Annotated in this window: 16 protein-coding genes; 9 read left to right on the top strand and 7 right to left on the bottom strand. The window is 75.6% G+C overall.

Annotated elements, in window-relative coordinates:
* The first annotated feature begins 184 nt into the window (after positions 1-184).
* Positions 185-922: a helix-turn-helix domain-containing protein gene (locus ACGFSC_RS13040; protein WP_359906480.1), complete on the top strand. Its 738-nt coding sequence runs from the start codon at positions 185-187 to the stop codon at positions 920-922.
* A gap of 54 nt (positions 923-976) precedes the next feature.
* Here ACGFSC_RS13040 and ACGFSC_RS13035 read toward each other — a convergent pair whose 3' ends face one another.
* From ACGFSC_RS13035 to ACGFSC_RS13025, 3 genes are all read right to left on the bottom strand, one after another.
* A complete protein-coding gene (locus tag ACGFSC_RS13035; protein WP_359906400.1) occupies positions 977-1,675 on the bottom strand; it encodes a hypothetical protein in 699 nt (232 codons plus the stop codon).
* A complete protein-coding gene (locus tag ACGFSC_RS13030; protein ID WP_359906403.1) occupies positions 1,672-1,896 on the bottom strand; it encodes a hypothetical protein in 225 nt (74 codons plus the stop codon). The genes ACGFSC_RS13035 and ACGFSC_RS13030 overlap by 4 nt, the downstream gene beginning before the upstream one ends.
* 505 nt (positions 1,897-2,401) lie before the next feature.
* The gene (locus ACGFSC_RS13025; RefSeq protein ID WP_359906482.1) at positions 2,402-3,340 is read right to left on the bottom strand and encodes an NADP-dependent oxidoreductase; all 939 of its coding nucleotides are present in this window, start codon (positions 3,338-3,340) and stop codon (positions 2,402-2,404) included.
* Between the two features lie 136 nt (positions 3,341-3,476).
* On the opposite strand from ACGFSC_RS13025, the gene ACGFSC_RS13020 reads away from it, so the two are divergent.
* The gene (locus ACGFSC_RS13020) at positions 3,477-3,887 is read left to right on the top strand and encodes a helix-turn-helix domain-containing protein (RefSeq protein ID WP_359906406.1); all 411 of its coding nucleotides are present in this window, start codon (positions 3,477-3,479) and stop codon (positions 3,885-3,887) included.
* 137 nt (positions 3,888-4,024) lie between these two features.
* Positions 4,025-4,420: a hypothetical protein gene (locus ACGFSC_RS13015; protein WP_359906409.1), complete on the top strand. Its 396-nt coding sequence runs from the start codon at positions 4,025-4,027 to the stop codon at positions 4,418-4,420.
* A gap of 51 nt (positions 4,421-4,471) precedes the next feature.
* On the opposite strand, the gene ACGFSC_RS13010 is transcribed toward ACGFSC_RS13015, so the two are convergent.
* The 3 genes from ACGFSC_RS13010 to ACGFSC_RS13000 form a co-directional block, all read right to left on the bottom strand.
* On the bottom strand, positions 4,472-5,074 hold the full coding sequence (locus ACGFSC_RS13010) for an AAA family ATPase (RefSeq protein ID WP_359906412.1): 603 nt from the start codon (positions 5,072-5,074) through the stop codon (positions 4,472-4,474).
* A gap of 224 nt (positions 5,075-5,298) precedes the next feature.
* On the bottom strand, positions 5,299-5,832 hold the full coding sequence (locus tag ACGFSC_RS13005; protein WP_359906414.1) for a DUF6328 family protein: 534 nt from the start codon (positions 5,830-5,832) through the stop codon (positions 5,299-5,301).
* An 11-nt stretch (positions 5,833-5,843) separates the two neighbouring features.
* On the bottom strand, positions 5,844-6,500 hold the full coding sequence (locus ACGFSC_RS13000) for a MarR family transcriptional regulator (RefSeq protein WP_359906417.1): 657 nt from the start codon (positions 6,498-6,500) through the stop codon (positions 5,844-5,846).
* 48 nt (positions 6,501-6,548) lie between these two features.
* On the opposite strand from ACGFSC_RS13000, the gene ACGFSC_RS12995 reads away from it, so the two are divergent.
* The 3 genes from ACGFSC_RS12995 (at position 6,549) to fusA (ending at position 10,571) form a co-directional block, all read left to right on the top strand.
* Positions 6,549-7,460 (top strand): EamA family transporter, encoded by a 912-nt coding sequence (locus ACGFSC_RS12995; protein ID WP_359906420.1) that lies wholly within the window; start codon positions 6,549-6,551, stop codon positions 7,458-7,460.
* A 77-nt stretch (positions 7,461-7,537) separates the two neighbouring features.
* Positions 7,538-8,056: a hemerythrin domain-containing protein gene (locus tag ACGFSC_RS12990; RefSeq protein ID WP_359906423.1), complete on the top strand. Its 519-nt coding sequence runs from the start codon at positions 7,538-7,540 to the stop codon at positions 8,054-8,056.
* Positions 8,057-8,453: 397 nt separating this feature from the next.
* Complete coding sequence (fusA, locus tag ACGFSC_RS12985; protein WP_359906426.1) at positions 8,454-10,571, top strand: elongation factor G; 2,118 nt, start codon at positions 8,454-8,456, stop codon at positions 10,569-10,571.
* 66 nt (positions 10,572-10,637) lie between these two features.
* Here the strand turns inward: fusA and ACGFSC_RS12980 are convergent, their stop codons facing one another.
* Positions 10,638-11,507, bottom strand: a complete 870-nt coding sequence (locus ACGFSC_RS12980; RefSeq protein ID WP_359906429.1) for an NAD(P)-dependent oxidoreductase — start codon at positions 11,505-11,507, stop codon at positions 10,638-10,640.
* Positions 11,508-11,671: 164 nt separating this feature from the next.
* Between ACGFSC_RS12980 and ACGFSC_RS12975 the strand changes: the two genes are divergently transcribed.
* The 3 genes from ACGFSC_RS12975 (at position 11,672) to ACGFSC_RS12965 (ending at position 14,312) form a co-directional block, all read left to right on the top strand.
* Positions 11,672-12,316, top strand: a complete 645-nt coding sequence (locus ACGFSC_RS12975) for a class I SAM-dependent methyltransferase (RefSeq protein ID WP_359906432.1) — start codon at positions 11,672-11,674, stop codon at positions 12,314-12,316.
* 70 nt (positions 12,317-12,386) lie between these two features.
* Positions 12,387-13,223, top strand: a complete 837-nt coding sequence (locus ACGFSC_RS12970; RefSeq protein WP_359906485.1) for a helix-turn-helix transcriptional regulator — start codon at positions 12,387-12,389, stop codon at positions 13,221-13,223.
* A 183-nt stretch (positions 13,224-13,406) separates the two neighbouring features.
* Entirely contained in the window at positions 13,407-14,312 is a 906-nt protein-coding gene (locus ACGFSC_RS12965) for a neutral zinc metallopeptidase (RefSeq protein ID WP_359906435.1), read from the top strand.
* Positions 14,313-14,315: the final 3 nt, after the last annotated feature.

Genomic DNA, 14,315 nt, shown 5'->3' with positions numbered 1-14,315 from the left:
AATGACGGGAAACTGTTGCAACGGATGTGTCAATGAATGCAACGGCGACCGTTGCGACCATTGCAATGGGTGAAAGGTGAACGCTATGGTGGGGCCGACCGGTGACCCCACCGGCAAGCACGCCGCGAACCGTGCGGCGAACCGTGCCGCGAACCGTGCGGCGACGACCACCGAGGAGAACGCGATGCCCGGAGGCAGGCTCACCCAGCAGGAACGCCGACAGATCGCGCTGGGGCTGGCCGACAGCCTCCCCTACGCCGAGATCGCCCGGCGCCTGGAACGCCCCACCTCCACCGTCACCCGCGAGGTGATGCGCAACGGCGGCCCCCTCGCCTACCGCGCCGACCTCGCCCACCGCGCCACCGAACACCGCGCCCAGCGGCGCCGGCCCGCCACCCCCGGCGCACAGCAGTCCGGCCCGCAGCCCCACGGGCGCGACAGCGAGGCCGTGGCCGCCTACGAGGAACAGCTCACCACCGTCCTGATGGGCTCGGGCCTCAACCGGATGGGCGCCCGGGTGATCACCTGCCTGTCCACCACCGACGCGGGCAGCCTCACCGCCGCCGAACTCGCCCAGCGCCTGCAGGTCAGCCCGGCCTCCGTCTCCAAGGCGATCGCCTTCCTGGAGAGCCAGAGCCTGGTGCGCCGCGAACGCGACGAACGCCGCCGCGACCGCTACATCGTCGACGACGAGCTCTACTACCAGGCCGTCATCGCCAGCGCCCGCGCCAACGACCGGGTCATCGAAGCCGCCCGCCAGGGCGTCACCGTCCTCGGCCCCGGCACCCCCGCCGCCGTCCGCCTGGAGAACATCGCCCGCTTCCTCGACTTCATCAGCGAGAGCATCGTGCGCGCCGCCGACCAGGCCCGCGAAGTCCTCCACACCAAGCCGGCCTCCACCGCGGGCAAGGAACCGGAGTAGGAAGCCGGAGTGGGAAGTCGGACCCGCCGACTTCCCACTCCGCGGCCGTGAGGGTCAGGCCGCCCGGCGCACGGCGGCCTTCTCGATCGTCCGGATCCGCCGCCACGTGTACACCCACGCGTCGATGTCCCGCACCCCGCAGATCTGCAGGTAGTGCCGCACTTTCTCCATCTGCGGAAGCACCGAGGCGTTGAGCATGTCGGAGATCGTGCTGCGCCGCAGGACCTTGCCGTACGCCGTGTGCCGCTGCCGGTGAAGCCTCTCGCTGCGCTCCTCCAGCCGGCGCAGCGACGGCTCGCCGGCCCAGACCCTGACGTCCTCCAGGCCCGCGACGAACTCCCGCACGGTGGAGAACAGCACGGGGTCGGGTTCCCCCGCGGCCGGGACCGGCACGCGCCAGTCGGGGGCGGGACGCTCGTCGGCGGGGGGCTCGGTGACGGGGGGTTCGGCGGCGGGGGGTTCGGCGGGGGCGCGCCGAGCGAAGGTGCGGGCTGCCGAGGCCGCATCGCGCAGGAGCAGCGCGTGCTGCTGGTCGCGACTGCTCACGCCCATGCCGTCCAGCAGTGCCTTCAGCGCCTGCTCCGAGGGAAGAAGCCTCCCCGTGAGCATGCTGCTCACGGCGCTGACCGACAGATCGCTCCCTCTGGCGATCGAGCTCAGGGACGGCAGGCCTGCCAGTAGGCGCTGGTGCTGCAGCTCGGCGACGAGCCGGGCGCGGGCGGGAGGGATCCCCGTGCGATCCGGCGTGCTCATCGCCGCCCCCGGGCGGCCGTGCCGGAGGCCTCCACCGCGGCGGTGACGACGACGGTCACCAGCGCCTCGACGGTGTACCCGAGGACGATCAGGGCGATGACGCCGGCCAGGGCGACCGCGAGGAACGCGGCGGACGGCGCGGCGCGCCGCAGGTCGTGGCTCCCGGCGTACTGGGCGGGCGGCGGTGTGCGCCGCACCGCGCAACGGAACTCGAACAGCACAGTGATCCCTTTCTGAACTCTCAACCCGGACGTGGGGATTGCCGTCCCCTGGGCCGCCCGGCGGGCGGCTGGGTCAGATCATGCGCGGGCCGCGAAGGCCGGTGCAAGTTCGTGTCCGCGGGCGCTGCCGGAAGCAACACGGCTTCGGAAGAGGTGATGTGACGGGCTTTCGGGACACCTTCGGACACCGCCGCGCCGGCACCGGGGCCCGCGCGTCCGGGGCCGTCCGAAGCCGTCCGCGTACCTGCGGGCGCAGTCGCGGGATCGCGCCTGCTCAGGGCGCTCGGGCGTCCGAAGGCGTCCGGGAGTGTCCGAAGTCGTCCGGCCCGCTTGGTCGGAGCCCCGCCGGCTGCCACAGTGCAACCCGAGAGCCCTTCCCCTCAACCCGGACGGTCTCCCCGGGCGGAGCGCTGTTGCCGCAGTCCCGCCGTGACGCGGATCACATCGAAGAAGGCCTGCCCCGTAACGGGAGCAGGCCTTCTTTCCGTTCCCCGGGGGCGACGGTTCAGGGGGTGAGGACCAGCCGGCCGCGCAGGTGGCCCGCCTCCAGGCGGCGGTGGGCGTGGGCGGCGCTGGTCAGGGGGAGGGTGTCGGCGACCCGCAGGGTGAGGCGGCCGTCGGCGGCGAGGGCGCAGAGGCGGGCGAGGGCGGGGCCGTCGGCGGTGATCCACACGTTGGCGACCCGGATGCCGCGCAGGGCCGCCGGGGCGCTGCCGGCCGCGACCGCGACGAAGGCGCCGCGACCGCGCACCGCGCCCAGCGCCCGCACGCCCAGCAGGGCGGCGTCGATCGCGCCGTCGACCCCGCCGGGCACCGCCTCCCGTACGGCGGCGGCCGCATCGGGCGCCGTGCGCGGCACGAACCACTCGGCGCCCAGCCCGCGCACCAGCGGCTCGTCGCCCTCCCCGGCCAGTGCGACCACCCGCAGGCCGCGCAGGACGGCCAGTTCGACGGCGAAGCCGCCGACCGCGCCCGCGGCGCCGGTGACCAGGACGGTGGAGCCGGCCGGAAGGTCGAGCAGGTCCAGGGCCTGCAGCGCGGTGAGGCCGTTCAGCGGCAGCGTCGCGGCCTGCGCGAGGGTGGCGCCCGCCGGGGCGGGGGCCAGGGTGTCCGCGTCCAGGACGACCTGGTCGGCGTAGGTGCCGAGGTCGGTGTCCAGGCGGTCGCGCAGGCCCACCACCGGCTGCCCGGGGGCGAATCGCGTCACGCCGGGGCCGACGGCGTCCACCGTCCCGGCCACGTCCCAGCCGATCCCGGTCACCGCCCGGGGCGCCATCAGCCCGGCCCCGGCGAGCACCCCGGAACGGGTGACCGCGTCCACCGGGTTGACCCCGGCCGCCGCCACCCGCACCCGCACCTGCCCGCGGCCCGGCTGCGGCAGCGCCACCTCCACCAGCTCCAGCATCTCGGGACCACCGAACCCCCGCACCACCACGGCACGCATCGCACCCACACCCCTCGCGCCTCGGCTCGCGCCGTCGGCTCACGCATCGGCAACTCCACCCAACCTAAGGAGAGTTACTCTCCACGGGGAAGGACGCACCCGAAGGTGCGTACCGTACGGAAAGGAGAGTGGGCCGGTGCCCACCACGACCGCTGCCCAGCGCCGCGCCGCCGAGGCCGCCGACTACGACGCCTACCTCGCCGAGTGCCCGGCCCGCCAACTCCTCGACCGGATCGGCGACAAGTGGGCCAGCCTCGTCGTCAACGCCCTCGCCGACGGACCGCTGCGCTACAGCGGCCTGCGCCGGCGCCTGGCCGGGGTGAGCGAGAAGATGCTCACCCAGACCCTGCGCGCCCTGGAACGCGACGGCCTGGTCGGGCGCACCGTCACCGCCGGGGTGCCGGCCCGCGTCGACTACGCGCTCACCGCGCTCGGACGCGACCTGCTGCCGCTCATGCGGCAGATCAAGGCCTGGGCCGAGTGCCACATGCCGCAGGTGCTCACGGCGCGCGCCGCGTACGACGCCGGGCACCAGGCACCGGACTGACCCGAACGCCGCCCCCGGCCGGTGAGGGAGGCGGACCGGGGCGCAACCTCCGGTGGGCAGGCTCGTTGGGTCTACAGGTCGAACCGACCGGCCGGGGCGGGAGCGTGCCACCCCCGGCCCTGACGGATGGGGATGTCATGACCGACGCCGACGCCGACACCGCCGCGGGCTCCGCGGTCCGCAGCGGCAGCCCGGACTCCGCGGTGGACCGGGTGGCCGACTTCTACGGCGCCTACATCGACGCCGTCTCCGACGGCACCGACGACCTGGGCGACCAGCTGCGCTCCCACTACCTCACCGAGGACTTCCGTCAGCGGCTGGCGGCCTGGGAGGAGGCCAACCACGCCGACGGCGTGCTGCGCGCCCAGGACGTGCCCACCCGCTGGGAGGTGCTCTACCACGACTCGGGCGCCGGGCACCTGTTCACCACCGTCACCCTGACCTGGGGTACCGGCCCCGACGCCGGGCACACCCGGCTGGCGGTGCAGAGCGACCTGAGTACCAAGCTGATCTCGGACATCGAGGACGCCTGATCCGCCGTCACGCCACCCGCCGTCCCGCCGCCGCCTCCGCCCTCGCGGGGGTCACGCCAGGGCGGCGGCCAGGCGTTCGGGCAGGGTGGTGTACGGGCGGCAGTCGACCACGGGCAGCGCGTGGGCGCGGGCCTGGTCGGCGAGCCAGGTGCTGTAGCGGGCGCTGACGGCGGCGCGCTCGGGCTGCGGGCCCGAACCGGGCTCGCGGTCGGCGTAGTTGGCGCCGATGCGCCGCGGGTCGTCCTCGTGCAGGAAGACCGCGCGCACGCGCCGGCCCTGCCCGGCGGCCTCGGCAACGGCGCGGGCGGCGGCGGCCGGGGTGAGGTAGTCGCCCTCCACGATCGCGGGCACGTCCACGGTGAGCCGGTTGCGCACGACGCCCAGCAGCGCGTCGTCCAGGGCGCGGGCGGTGGCGATCTGGAGCTCCAGGACGCGGTCGGCGGGCAGCGCGTCGGGGTCGGGCACGGTGGCGAAGTGGTGCAGGCCGGGGTGGCCGGCGGGGGTGGTGGCGGCCTGGAGGGCGGCCACGACGTCGTCGAACTCGACCACGAACGCGCCGTGCCGGGCGGACAGGCGGGCGGCGGCGCGGCTCTTGCCGAGGCCGGACGCGCCGCCGATCAGCAGGACGTCCCACGGGCTTTCGTCGGTATGCATACCGGCACGGTAAGCGGTCCGGGGTGCGGGTGGGCTCTGTGGGGTGGGGGAGGCGGCCCGGCGGGCGCCTCCCGGCCCGGCCCCCGGCGCCCGGCAGCCGGCCCCGGCCCGGTCCGTGGTCCGCCGCCCGTGCAACCCCGCTGCGGGCGGCGGCAGCGGCGAAGGCGGCGATGGCGAAGGCGGTGGCGAAGACGGCGGTGGCGAAGGCGGCGGTGGCCGTCGGGTCAGGCCCGGTGGTGGGTGGCGGAGCGGCGCACCGCCCAGGGCAGGACGAACCACAGCACGGCGAAGACCAGCGCGATGGCGCAGGTGATCGGCACCGCCGGCACGGTGCCGAGGACGACGTCGAGGACCAGCAGCACGGCGCCGGTCAGCGCGCAGGCGAGCAGCAGCAGGCCCACCTGGGCGATGCGGGCGGAGACGTCGACGATCCGCGCCTTGCCGGGGTGGCGGTACAGGCCGCGGTGCAGGGCGACGGGGGTGGCCAGGACGGCCGAGGAGACGACCGACAGCAGCAGGGTGACGATGTAGATGTCCTGCTGGGCGTCGGTGAGTTGGGGGAAGCGCGGGGTGAAGGCGACGCCGAGCAGGAACGCGAAGACGATCTGCACGCCGGTCTGGAGCACCCGCAGTTCCTGGAGCATCTCCACCAGGCGCCGGGCGGCCCGCACCTCCGGGTTCCGCCAGCCGGGCGGGGGAGCGGAGGAGTGCCGGTGGTGCGGCGGCGGGGCGTCGGGCGGGGGAGTCTCGCTGGCCATGCGTCAGCTTCTCACGGTCCGCCGTCACCGCCCCGCTCCGTACGGCCCGCGTCCCCGGTGCCCCCGGCGCCGCTTCCACCGGTGCGGCTTCCACCCGCGTCCCCGGTGCCGTCCAGGCGGTGCTGCCAGGCGGTGAGCAGGCCCTGCAGGGCGGCGGCCTCCTCGGTGCTCAGGTGCGCCAGCAGGCGGTGCTCGTTGCGCAGGTGGGCGGTGAACGCCTCGTCGAACAGGCGCCGGCCGGCGTCGGTGAGGGCGACCACGCGCCCGCGCCGGTCGTCCATGGCGGGGCGGCGGGTGACCAGCCCGGCGCGCTCCAGCCGGTCGATCCGCTTGGTCATCGCGCCGGTGGTCACCATCGTGTGCGCGGCCAGCTCGCCCGGGGCCCGCTCGTACGGGGCGCCGGCGCGGCGCAGCGCGGCGAGCACGTCGAACTCGCCCTCGCCCAGGCCGTAGCGCTGGTAGACGAGGGTCAGCTCGGCGGTCAGGCGGGCGGCGAGGCGGTGCAGGCGCCCGATGACGGCCAGCGGGGAGACGTCGAGGTCGGGGCGCTCGCGCCGCCACGCGGCCTGGATCTGGGCGACGTGGTCCGGGGACCGCTCCTCGCACCGGTCCTCGTACCGCTCTTCGTACCGCTCTTCGTGCCGGTCCTCGTGCTGGTCGGGCTCCATGGACACCACCCTACGCCAGTAGCTTCCCAGGAAGCTATATTGCCTTCCATGGAAGCCACCAAACGCTGGGTGCTGCTCACCGCCCTCGCCCCCGTCGCCTGGGGCGCCAACTACTGGGTCACCCACGCCCACCTGCCCGCCGACCGCCCCCTGTGGGGCGCCGCCCTGCGCGCCCTGCCCGCCGGACTGCTGCTGCTCGCCCTCGCCCGCCGCCGCCCGCACGGCGCCTGGTGGTGGCGCAGCGCCCTGCTCGGCCTGCTCAACACCGCCGCCTTCTTCGTCCTGCTCTACCTCGCCTCCCAACTGCTGCCCACCAGCGCCGCCGCCACCCTCATGGCCGCCTCCCCGCTGGCCCTGCTGCTCACCGCCTGGGCGCTGGCCGGGCAGCGGCCGCGCCGCGCGCACCTGGCGGGGTCGGTGGTGGGCCTGGCCGGGGTCGCCCTCGCACTGGCCGGAACGGGGGAGGGGATCGGCTGGGCCGGGCTGGCGGCCTCCGCGGCCGCGATGCTCGTCTCCTCCGTCGGCTACGTGCTGGCCGCCCGCTGGCGCGAGGGCGCCGACCCGCTCACCGCCACCGCCTGGCAGCTGACCGCCGGCGGCCTGGTGCTGCTGCCGCTCGCCGTCGTCGCCGAGGGCGCGCCCCCACCGGCGGACGGGCCCACCCTGCTCGCCTTCGGCTACACCACCGTGGTCGCCACCGCGCTCGCCTTCACCTGCTGGTTCGCCGGGCTGCGCCACCTGCCGGCCGGCACGGTGGGCCTGCTCGGACTGCTCAACCCGCTCACCGGCGTGCTGCTGGGCACCGCGCTGGACGGCGACCCCTTCGGGGTGCGCCAGGGCGCGGGACTGGCGCTGGTGCTCGCCGGCATCCTGCTCGGACGCCCGCGCGCCGGCGCGGCCGCCGAACCCGCCGCCGAGCCCGGCCCCGCCGCCCGCTTGCCTTCCGGCCGGACCACATGATCCGATGGCGCGAGCATCGCGTGCCGGTGACGGACTGCGTCAGGCATGGAGGTGCGGAACCGAAGGGACCGCCACCCGTGGCCTCCCCCTCCACCGGCCGTACGGCCGCCCTCAGCCTGCAACTCTCCCGCGCGCACCAGGACTTGCGCCGACGCCTCGCCGACCTGCGCACCAACCTCGGCCGGCCCCGCCGCCCCGACGGCGACGGCAACGAACTCCTCACCCACTGCCTGGCCTTCTGCACCGCCCTGACCAACCACCACCAGGGCGAGGACACCGGCCTGTTCGCCCAACTCCTGCAAGAACGCCCCGACCTGGCACCGACCATCGGCAAACTCGTCGAGGACCACGGCTTCATCACCCACATCCTCGCCCGGGTGCGCCACCTCGCCGACCGGGCCGCCGGGCAGTCCGACGCCGGCGTCCAGGGCGCCACCGGCGCCGACCTGGAGGCGATCGGACGCGAACTCGACGGACTCGCCGCCATCATGGACTCCCACTTCGCGTACGAGGAACGGGCCATCGGCGCCGCCCTGGACGCCGGGGTGCGCGACGACGGCTGGTCGGAGCCGGTGCTGCGCTTCCGGGCGCCGTAGGACCCGGCACCGTAAAACCCGGCACTAAAACCCGTCGCACCGGCCGGCCCGCCTTCCCTACACTCGCCACGCGGCCGCGCCCCGACGCGCGGCCCGCCGCGACAACGCGACGACCGCGACGACCGCGACGACGAACGGGACGAGAGAGGGGGCGGGCGGCCATGCCGAAGCAGAGCGCCGCCGCCCCCTCTCCCGCGTCGCGGTACGAGGTGATCCTGGTGTCCTCGGCCTTCCGGTGCCCGCTGCGCGGCCGGCACCGGAGCAGTGCCGCCACCGTCTGACACCGGCCTGTCCGGCCGTAACCCCATTCCGTGGTCATGAATCCGACGATCCGTCGGCACTGCTGGAATCGCGCGCCCACCCCATGAGCGGAACCGCCTCGAAAGGCACCCGGGCCATGCGCACCCACACCACCACCACCCGCAGCACCACCCGCAGCACCACCCGCGGCACCACCACCGCCACCGGCACCACCGCCGCCGCGACCGCCGGCATCGCCGCCGTCCGCAACCTCGGCATCCTCGCCCACGTCGACGCCGGCAAGACCACCGTCACCGAGCGGATCCTCTACCTCACCGGCACCACCCACAAGCGCGGCGAGGTCCACGACGGCACCACCGTCACCGACTTCGACCCCCAGGAGCGCGACCGCGGCATCACCATCTTCGCCGCCGCCGTCAGCTGCGCCTGGGCCGGGCACCGGATCAACCTCATCGACACCCCCGGCCACGTCGACTTCGCCGACGAGGTCGAGCGCTCCCTGCGGGTGCTCGACGGCGCGGTGGCGGTGTTCGACGCGGTCGCCGGCGTCGAGCCGCAGAGCGAGTCGGTGTGGCGCCAGGCCGAACGCCACGGCGTGCCGCGCATCGCCTTCGTCAACAAGCTCGACCGCGCCGGCGCCGACCTGGACGCCGCCGTCGCCGCCATCCGCGAACGCCTGCATCCGCGCCCGCTGGCCGTCCACGTGCCCATCGGCGCCGAGGAGTCGTTCACCGGCGTCGTCGACCTGGTCGGCCAGCGCGCCCTCACCTGGGACGAGGACGGCACCCTGCACGAAGGCCCGGTCCCGGCCGGCCTCGAAGCCGTGGCGGCCGAGCGCCGCCGCGCCCTGGAGGAGGCGGTGGCCGAACTGCACCCCGAAGCCCTGGAGGAGTTCTGCGCCCGCGCCACCCTGGGCGCCGACACCCTCACCGCGGCCCTGCGCGACCTCACCCGCACCGGCGAGGTGGTCGTGGTGCTGTGCGGCTCCGCCTACCGCAACCGCGGCATCGAACCGCTCCTGGACGCCGCCGTCGCCTACCTGCCCTCCCCGCTCGACGTCCCGCCCACCCGCTCCGCCGACCGTGCCCAGCAGCGCGACCCCGACCCCGAACAGCCCCTGACCGCCCTGGCGTTCAAGGTCACCTCCGCCCCGACCGGGCGCCTGACCCACCTGCGCCTGTACGCCGGAACCCTCCACAAGGGAGCCACCGTGCTCGACAGCGCCACCGGCCGCCGCGAGCGCGTCGCCCGCATCCTCACCGTCCTGGCCGACCGCCACACCGAGACCGACACGGCCCGCGCCGGCGACATCGTCGCCGTCGTCGGCCCCAAGCACACCCGCGTCGGCGCCACCCTGTGCGACGCCGACCACCCCATCGTCCTGGAGGCCCCCGTGAGCGCCGAACCGGTCGTCACCGTCGCCGTCGAGGCCCGCCGCGCCGCCGACACCGACAAGCTCGCCGCCGCCCTCGCCCGCCTGGCCGAGGAGGATCCCTCGCTGCGCGTGGCCACCGACCCGGAGACCGGCCAGCGCACCCTGTCCGGCCTGGGCGAACTGCACCTGGAGGTCGCGGTGGAGAAGGTCCGGCGCGACGCCGGCGTCGAAGCGGTCGTCGGGCGCCCGCGCGTCGCGCTGCGCGAGGCCCTCACCGAGGGCGTCACCGGCTTCACCTACCGGCACGCCAAACAGGACGGCGGCGCCGGGCAGTTCGCCCACCTCGTCCTCGACGTCCACCCCCTGCCGGCGGGCACCGAGGGGGAGTTCGCGTTCACCTCCACCGTCACCGGCGGACGGGTGCCGCGCGAGTACGTGCAGGCCGTCGAGGCCGGCTGCCGCGACGCCCTGGCCGAGGGCCCGCTCGGCGGGCACCCGGTCACCGGCGTCGCCGTCACCCTCACCGACGGGGCCACCCACCCCAAGGACTCCTCCGAGCTCGCCTTCCGCACCGCCGCCCGCCTCGGCCTGCGCGAGGCCCTGCGCGCCTCGCGGATGCACCTGCTGGAACCGCTCGCCGAAGTGAGCGTCACCGTGCCCGAGGACGCCCTCGGAACCGTCCTGGGCGACCTCGCCGCCCGCCGAGGCCACGTCCGCTCCACCGAACCCGGCCACGGCGCCACCGCCCGGGTCGGCGCACTGGTGCCGCTGGCCGAACTGTTCGGCTACGCGGGCCGCCTGCGCGGCCGCACCCAGGGCCGCGGCACCTTCACCACCCGCCCGGCCGGCTACGCCCCCGCGCCCACGCCGGCCGGCTGAGCGGCGCCGGCCGGCTGTGCGGCGTCGCCCGGCCCTCCCCGTACCGGGAGGGCCGGACGGCGTCCGCTACAGCGCCCCGGCGTCGGCCGCCGCCCACGCCGACGGGTACAGCGGACGCCAGCCCAGCTCCCGGCGCGCCGCCGCCGTGGACACCTGTCCCTCCCACGGGTCGAACGGCTCGGCCGGCTCGGCCGCCTCGGACGGTGAACTGCCGGGGTGCGTCCGACCGTTGAGCGCGTACAGGTCCCAGGCCGTCAGCGGCGCGTCGTCGCCGACGTTGTACGTGCGCCCCTCGATGCCGGGCGTCACCACCGCGCGCCACAGCGCCCGCGCCACGTCCGCGTGGTGCACCACCGCCAGGCGCTGGTGCGCGGGCCAGTTCGCCGCCCAGTGCAGCGACTGCGCCAGGTGCGGATCGCCCTGCCCGTAAACGAACGCCAACCGGGCCACCACCAGAGGCAGTTCGTCCCCCAGGGCGCGCAGCCCCGCCTCGGCCTGCGCCTTGGACGCCGCGTACACCCCCCATGCCGGATCCGGTGCGAGCCGGTCGCCCTCCACGGCGGGGCGCCCCAGCCCCCGCCCGTACACCAGGTTCGTACTGGTGTGGACGAACCGCCGCACCCCGGCCTTCGCGGCCTCCCGCCCCAGGGCGACGGCCGCGTCCCGGTTGACCGCCCACGCCGCCTCGTCCGGCACCCCGCGCAGCGCCGCCGCCACGTTCAGCACCACCTCGGCGCCCTCCAGCGCCCGCGCCCGGTCCGCCTCCTCGCACAGGTCGCCGACCACCACCTCCACCCCGTCCAGGGCCCGCGCCTTCGCGGCGTCCCGCACCAGCACCCGCACCGAGGACCCGTCCGCCTCCGCCCACCGCACCAGCCGCGGCACCAGCCTGCTGCCCACCGAACCCGTCGCGCCCGTCACCAGGATCGTCGCCATCGTCCGCCTCCTCCAGGAGAGTTGATCACCTTCGACACCCACCACCCTGCCCGCGCCCCGAGCGGTGCGGCAGAGACCTCCCGATCCAGGGACCGCCGATCCCTGGCTGGGGGCCCGGGTGAAAAGCGGTCGCGCTCCCGGCGGGCGCGCCGTAGCGTGCGCGCGTGGACGACGAGAATCCGAAGGAAGTGGTCCGGCGCGGGTACGACGTGCTGTCGGAGCACTACGAGCGGGCGTTCGGCAGCGGGACGAAGTACGGACCGTGGATCGAGGAGCTGCTCGGCCGGCTCCCCGGGGCCGCGGCCGTCCTGGACATCGGGTGTGGCACCGGGGTTCCCGTGGCCCGGTCCCTGGTCGCGGCGGGCCACCGGGTGACGGGGGTCGACATCAGCGAGGTCCAGATCCGCAGGGCCCGGCAGCTCGTGCCGGGCGCCGACTTCATCCGGGCCGATGCCACGACCGTGGAGCTTCCCCGGGGCCGCTTCGACGCCGTCGTCTGCCTGTACACCCTGATCCATGTGCCGGTGGAGGAACAACCGGCCCTGCTGGAGCGGATCGCCCACTGGCTGCGGCCGGGAGGCTGGTTCCTGAGCACCACCGGGCACCGGGCCTGGACCGGCACCGACGAGAACTGGCTCGGCGGCGGGGCCGCGATGTGGTGGAGCCACGCCGACGCCGCCACCAGCCGCGGGTGGCTCGTGAGCGCCGGCTTCGACGTGGTCCACGAGGAGTTCGTGCCCGAGGGCGACAGCGGCCACGTCCTGTTCCGGGCCCGGCGCCGCGGACACCCACCGCACGCCGACGGGTGACGGCGTCCGCGAGCGGGGGACCGCCGGTCCCTGGTGGCGGCGGGCTCCGGCGGGCCATGCTGGGGGCATGATCGACCGAGCGGCACTGGCCGACTTCCTCACCCGTACCCGGGCCCGGCTCGCCCCCGCCGACCTGGGGCTGCCGCCCGGGGTCCGGCGGCGCACACCGGGGCTGCGCCGGGAGGAGGTGGCGCAGGTGGCGGGGCTGTCGGTGGACTACTACGCGCGCCTGGAGCAGCGGCGCGGCCCGCAGCCCTCGCCGCAGCTGCTCGCGGCGCTGGCGCGGGCGCTGCGGCTGAGCGAGGACGAGCGCGACCACCTGTTCCGCCTCGCCGGGCACGAGCCGCCGCGCCGGCGCGGGCCGCTCGGGCACGTGCGGCCGGGGCTGCTGCTGATCCTGGACCGGCTGCACGACACGCCCGCCCAGGTCGTCTCCGACCTCGGCGACGTCCTCGCGCAGAACCCGATGGCCACCGCCGTCTTCGGCGACGTCACCGCGCTGGCGCCCGAGCGGCGCAACCTGCTGCTGCGCTGGTTCACCGAACCGGGCGTCCGGGCGCTGTTCCCGCCCGAGGACCACGAGGACCTCGCCCGCGCCCACGTCGCCTCCCTGCGCGCCGCCCGCACCGCCCGCCCCGGGGATCGGCGCGCCGCCGAACTGCTGGAGCAACTCCTTGCCAGCGGTGATGAGTTCACCTCATTCTGGGAGCGCCACGAGGTCGCCCGGCGGCGCAGCGGCCGCAAGCGGGTGCTGCACCCGGTGGTGGGGCCGCTGGAGCTGGAGTGCGAGGTGCTGGCCGCCGGCGGCGAGGACCAGTTGCTGCTGGTGCACACCGCCGCGCCGGGCGGCGAGTCGGCCTCCCGTCTGGAGCTGCTGCGCGTCGTCGGCGCCCCGGCGCCCGCCTGACCGCGCCCGCCCGACCGCGCCCGGGCCGCCGGGGCGGGACCGCCGGGCGGGACCGCCGGTCGGGGCAGCCGGGACCCGCTGCGGCGCGATCCGGGGCGGGGCCCGTAGGCTGGGCCGGGCCGTCGACGGTACAGACCGTCACCAGTAGGGCGGAACGCGACAGAAGCGGGCAGGCAGGGGCACATGCAGTTCGACGACCAGGGCGACCTCGACACCTCGCAGGTGGACGACCGGCGCGGCATCCCGGGCGGGAAGATCGCCATCGGGGGCGGGGCCGTGGGCCTGATCGCGGTGCTGTTCGCCGTCGTCCTCGGGGTCGACCCGCAGCTGCTGGGCCTGTCCTCCGGCTCCGGCTCCTCCTCCAACTCCTCCGGCGTGCGCACCGCCGGCGAGGCGCAGCAGGCCTGCAAGACCGGGGCGGACGCCAACAAGCGCCAGGACTGCCGGATCGTGGCGGTCACCAACAGCCTCCAGGAGTTCTGGCGCACCGAGCTGCCGCGCGCCGCCAAGGTCCCGTACAAGAACGCCGAGACGGTGCTGTTCACCGGCCAGGTCTCCACCGCCTGCGGGGCGGCGACCTCGGCGGTGGGCCCGTTCTACTGCCCCGGCGACAAGAAGGCCTACGTCGACCTGGGCTTCTTCAACGAGCTGTCCGCCCGCTTCGGCGCCAAGGGCGGCCCGTTCGCCGAGTCCTACGTCGTCGCCCACGAGTACGGCCACCACATCCAGAACCTCACCGGCGCCATGCAGAAGGTCGGCAACGACCGCCAGGGCGCCACCAGCGGCTCGGTGCGCCTGGAGCTGCAGGCCGACTGCTACGCCGGGGTGTGGGCGCACCACGCGACGACCACCCCGCAGCCCTCCACCGGCCGTCCGCTGATCGCCTCGCTCACCGACCAGGACATCGCCCAGGGCCTGGACGCGGCGGCGGCGGTCGGCGACGACCGGATCCAGCAGCAGGCCACCGGGCGGATCAACCCGGAGGCCTGGACGCACGGTTCCGCCGAGCAGCGCAAGGCCTGGTTCACCACCGGCTACCGCAGCGGCGACTTCGCCCAGTGCGACACCTTCTCGGCCGCGAAGCTGTAGCGG

The organism is Kitasatospora sp. NPDC048715 (assembly GCF_043198905.1).
Taxonomy (GTDB): Bacteria; Actinomycetota; Actinomycetes; order Streptomycetales; family Streptomycetaceae; genus Kitasatospora; species Kitasatospora lactacystinica.
This window is presented reverse-complemented; position numbering and strand designations above follow the sequence as displayed.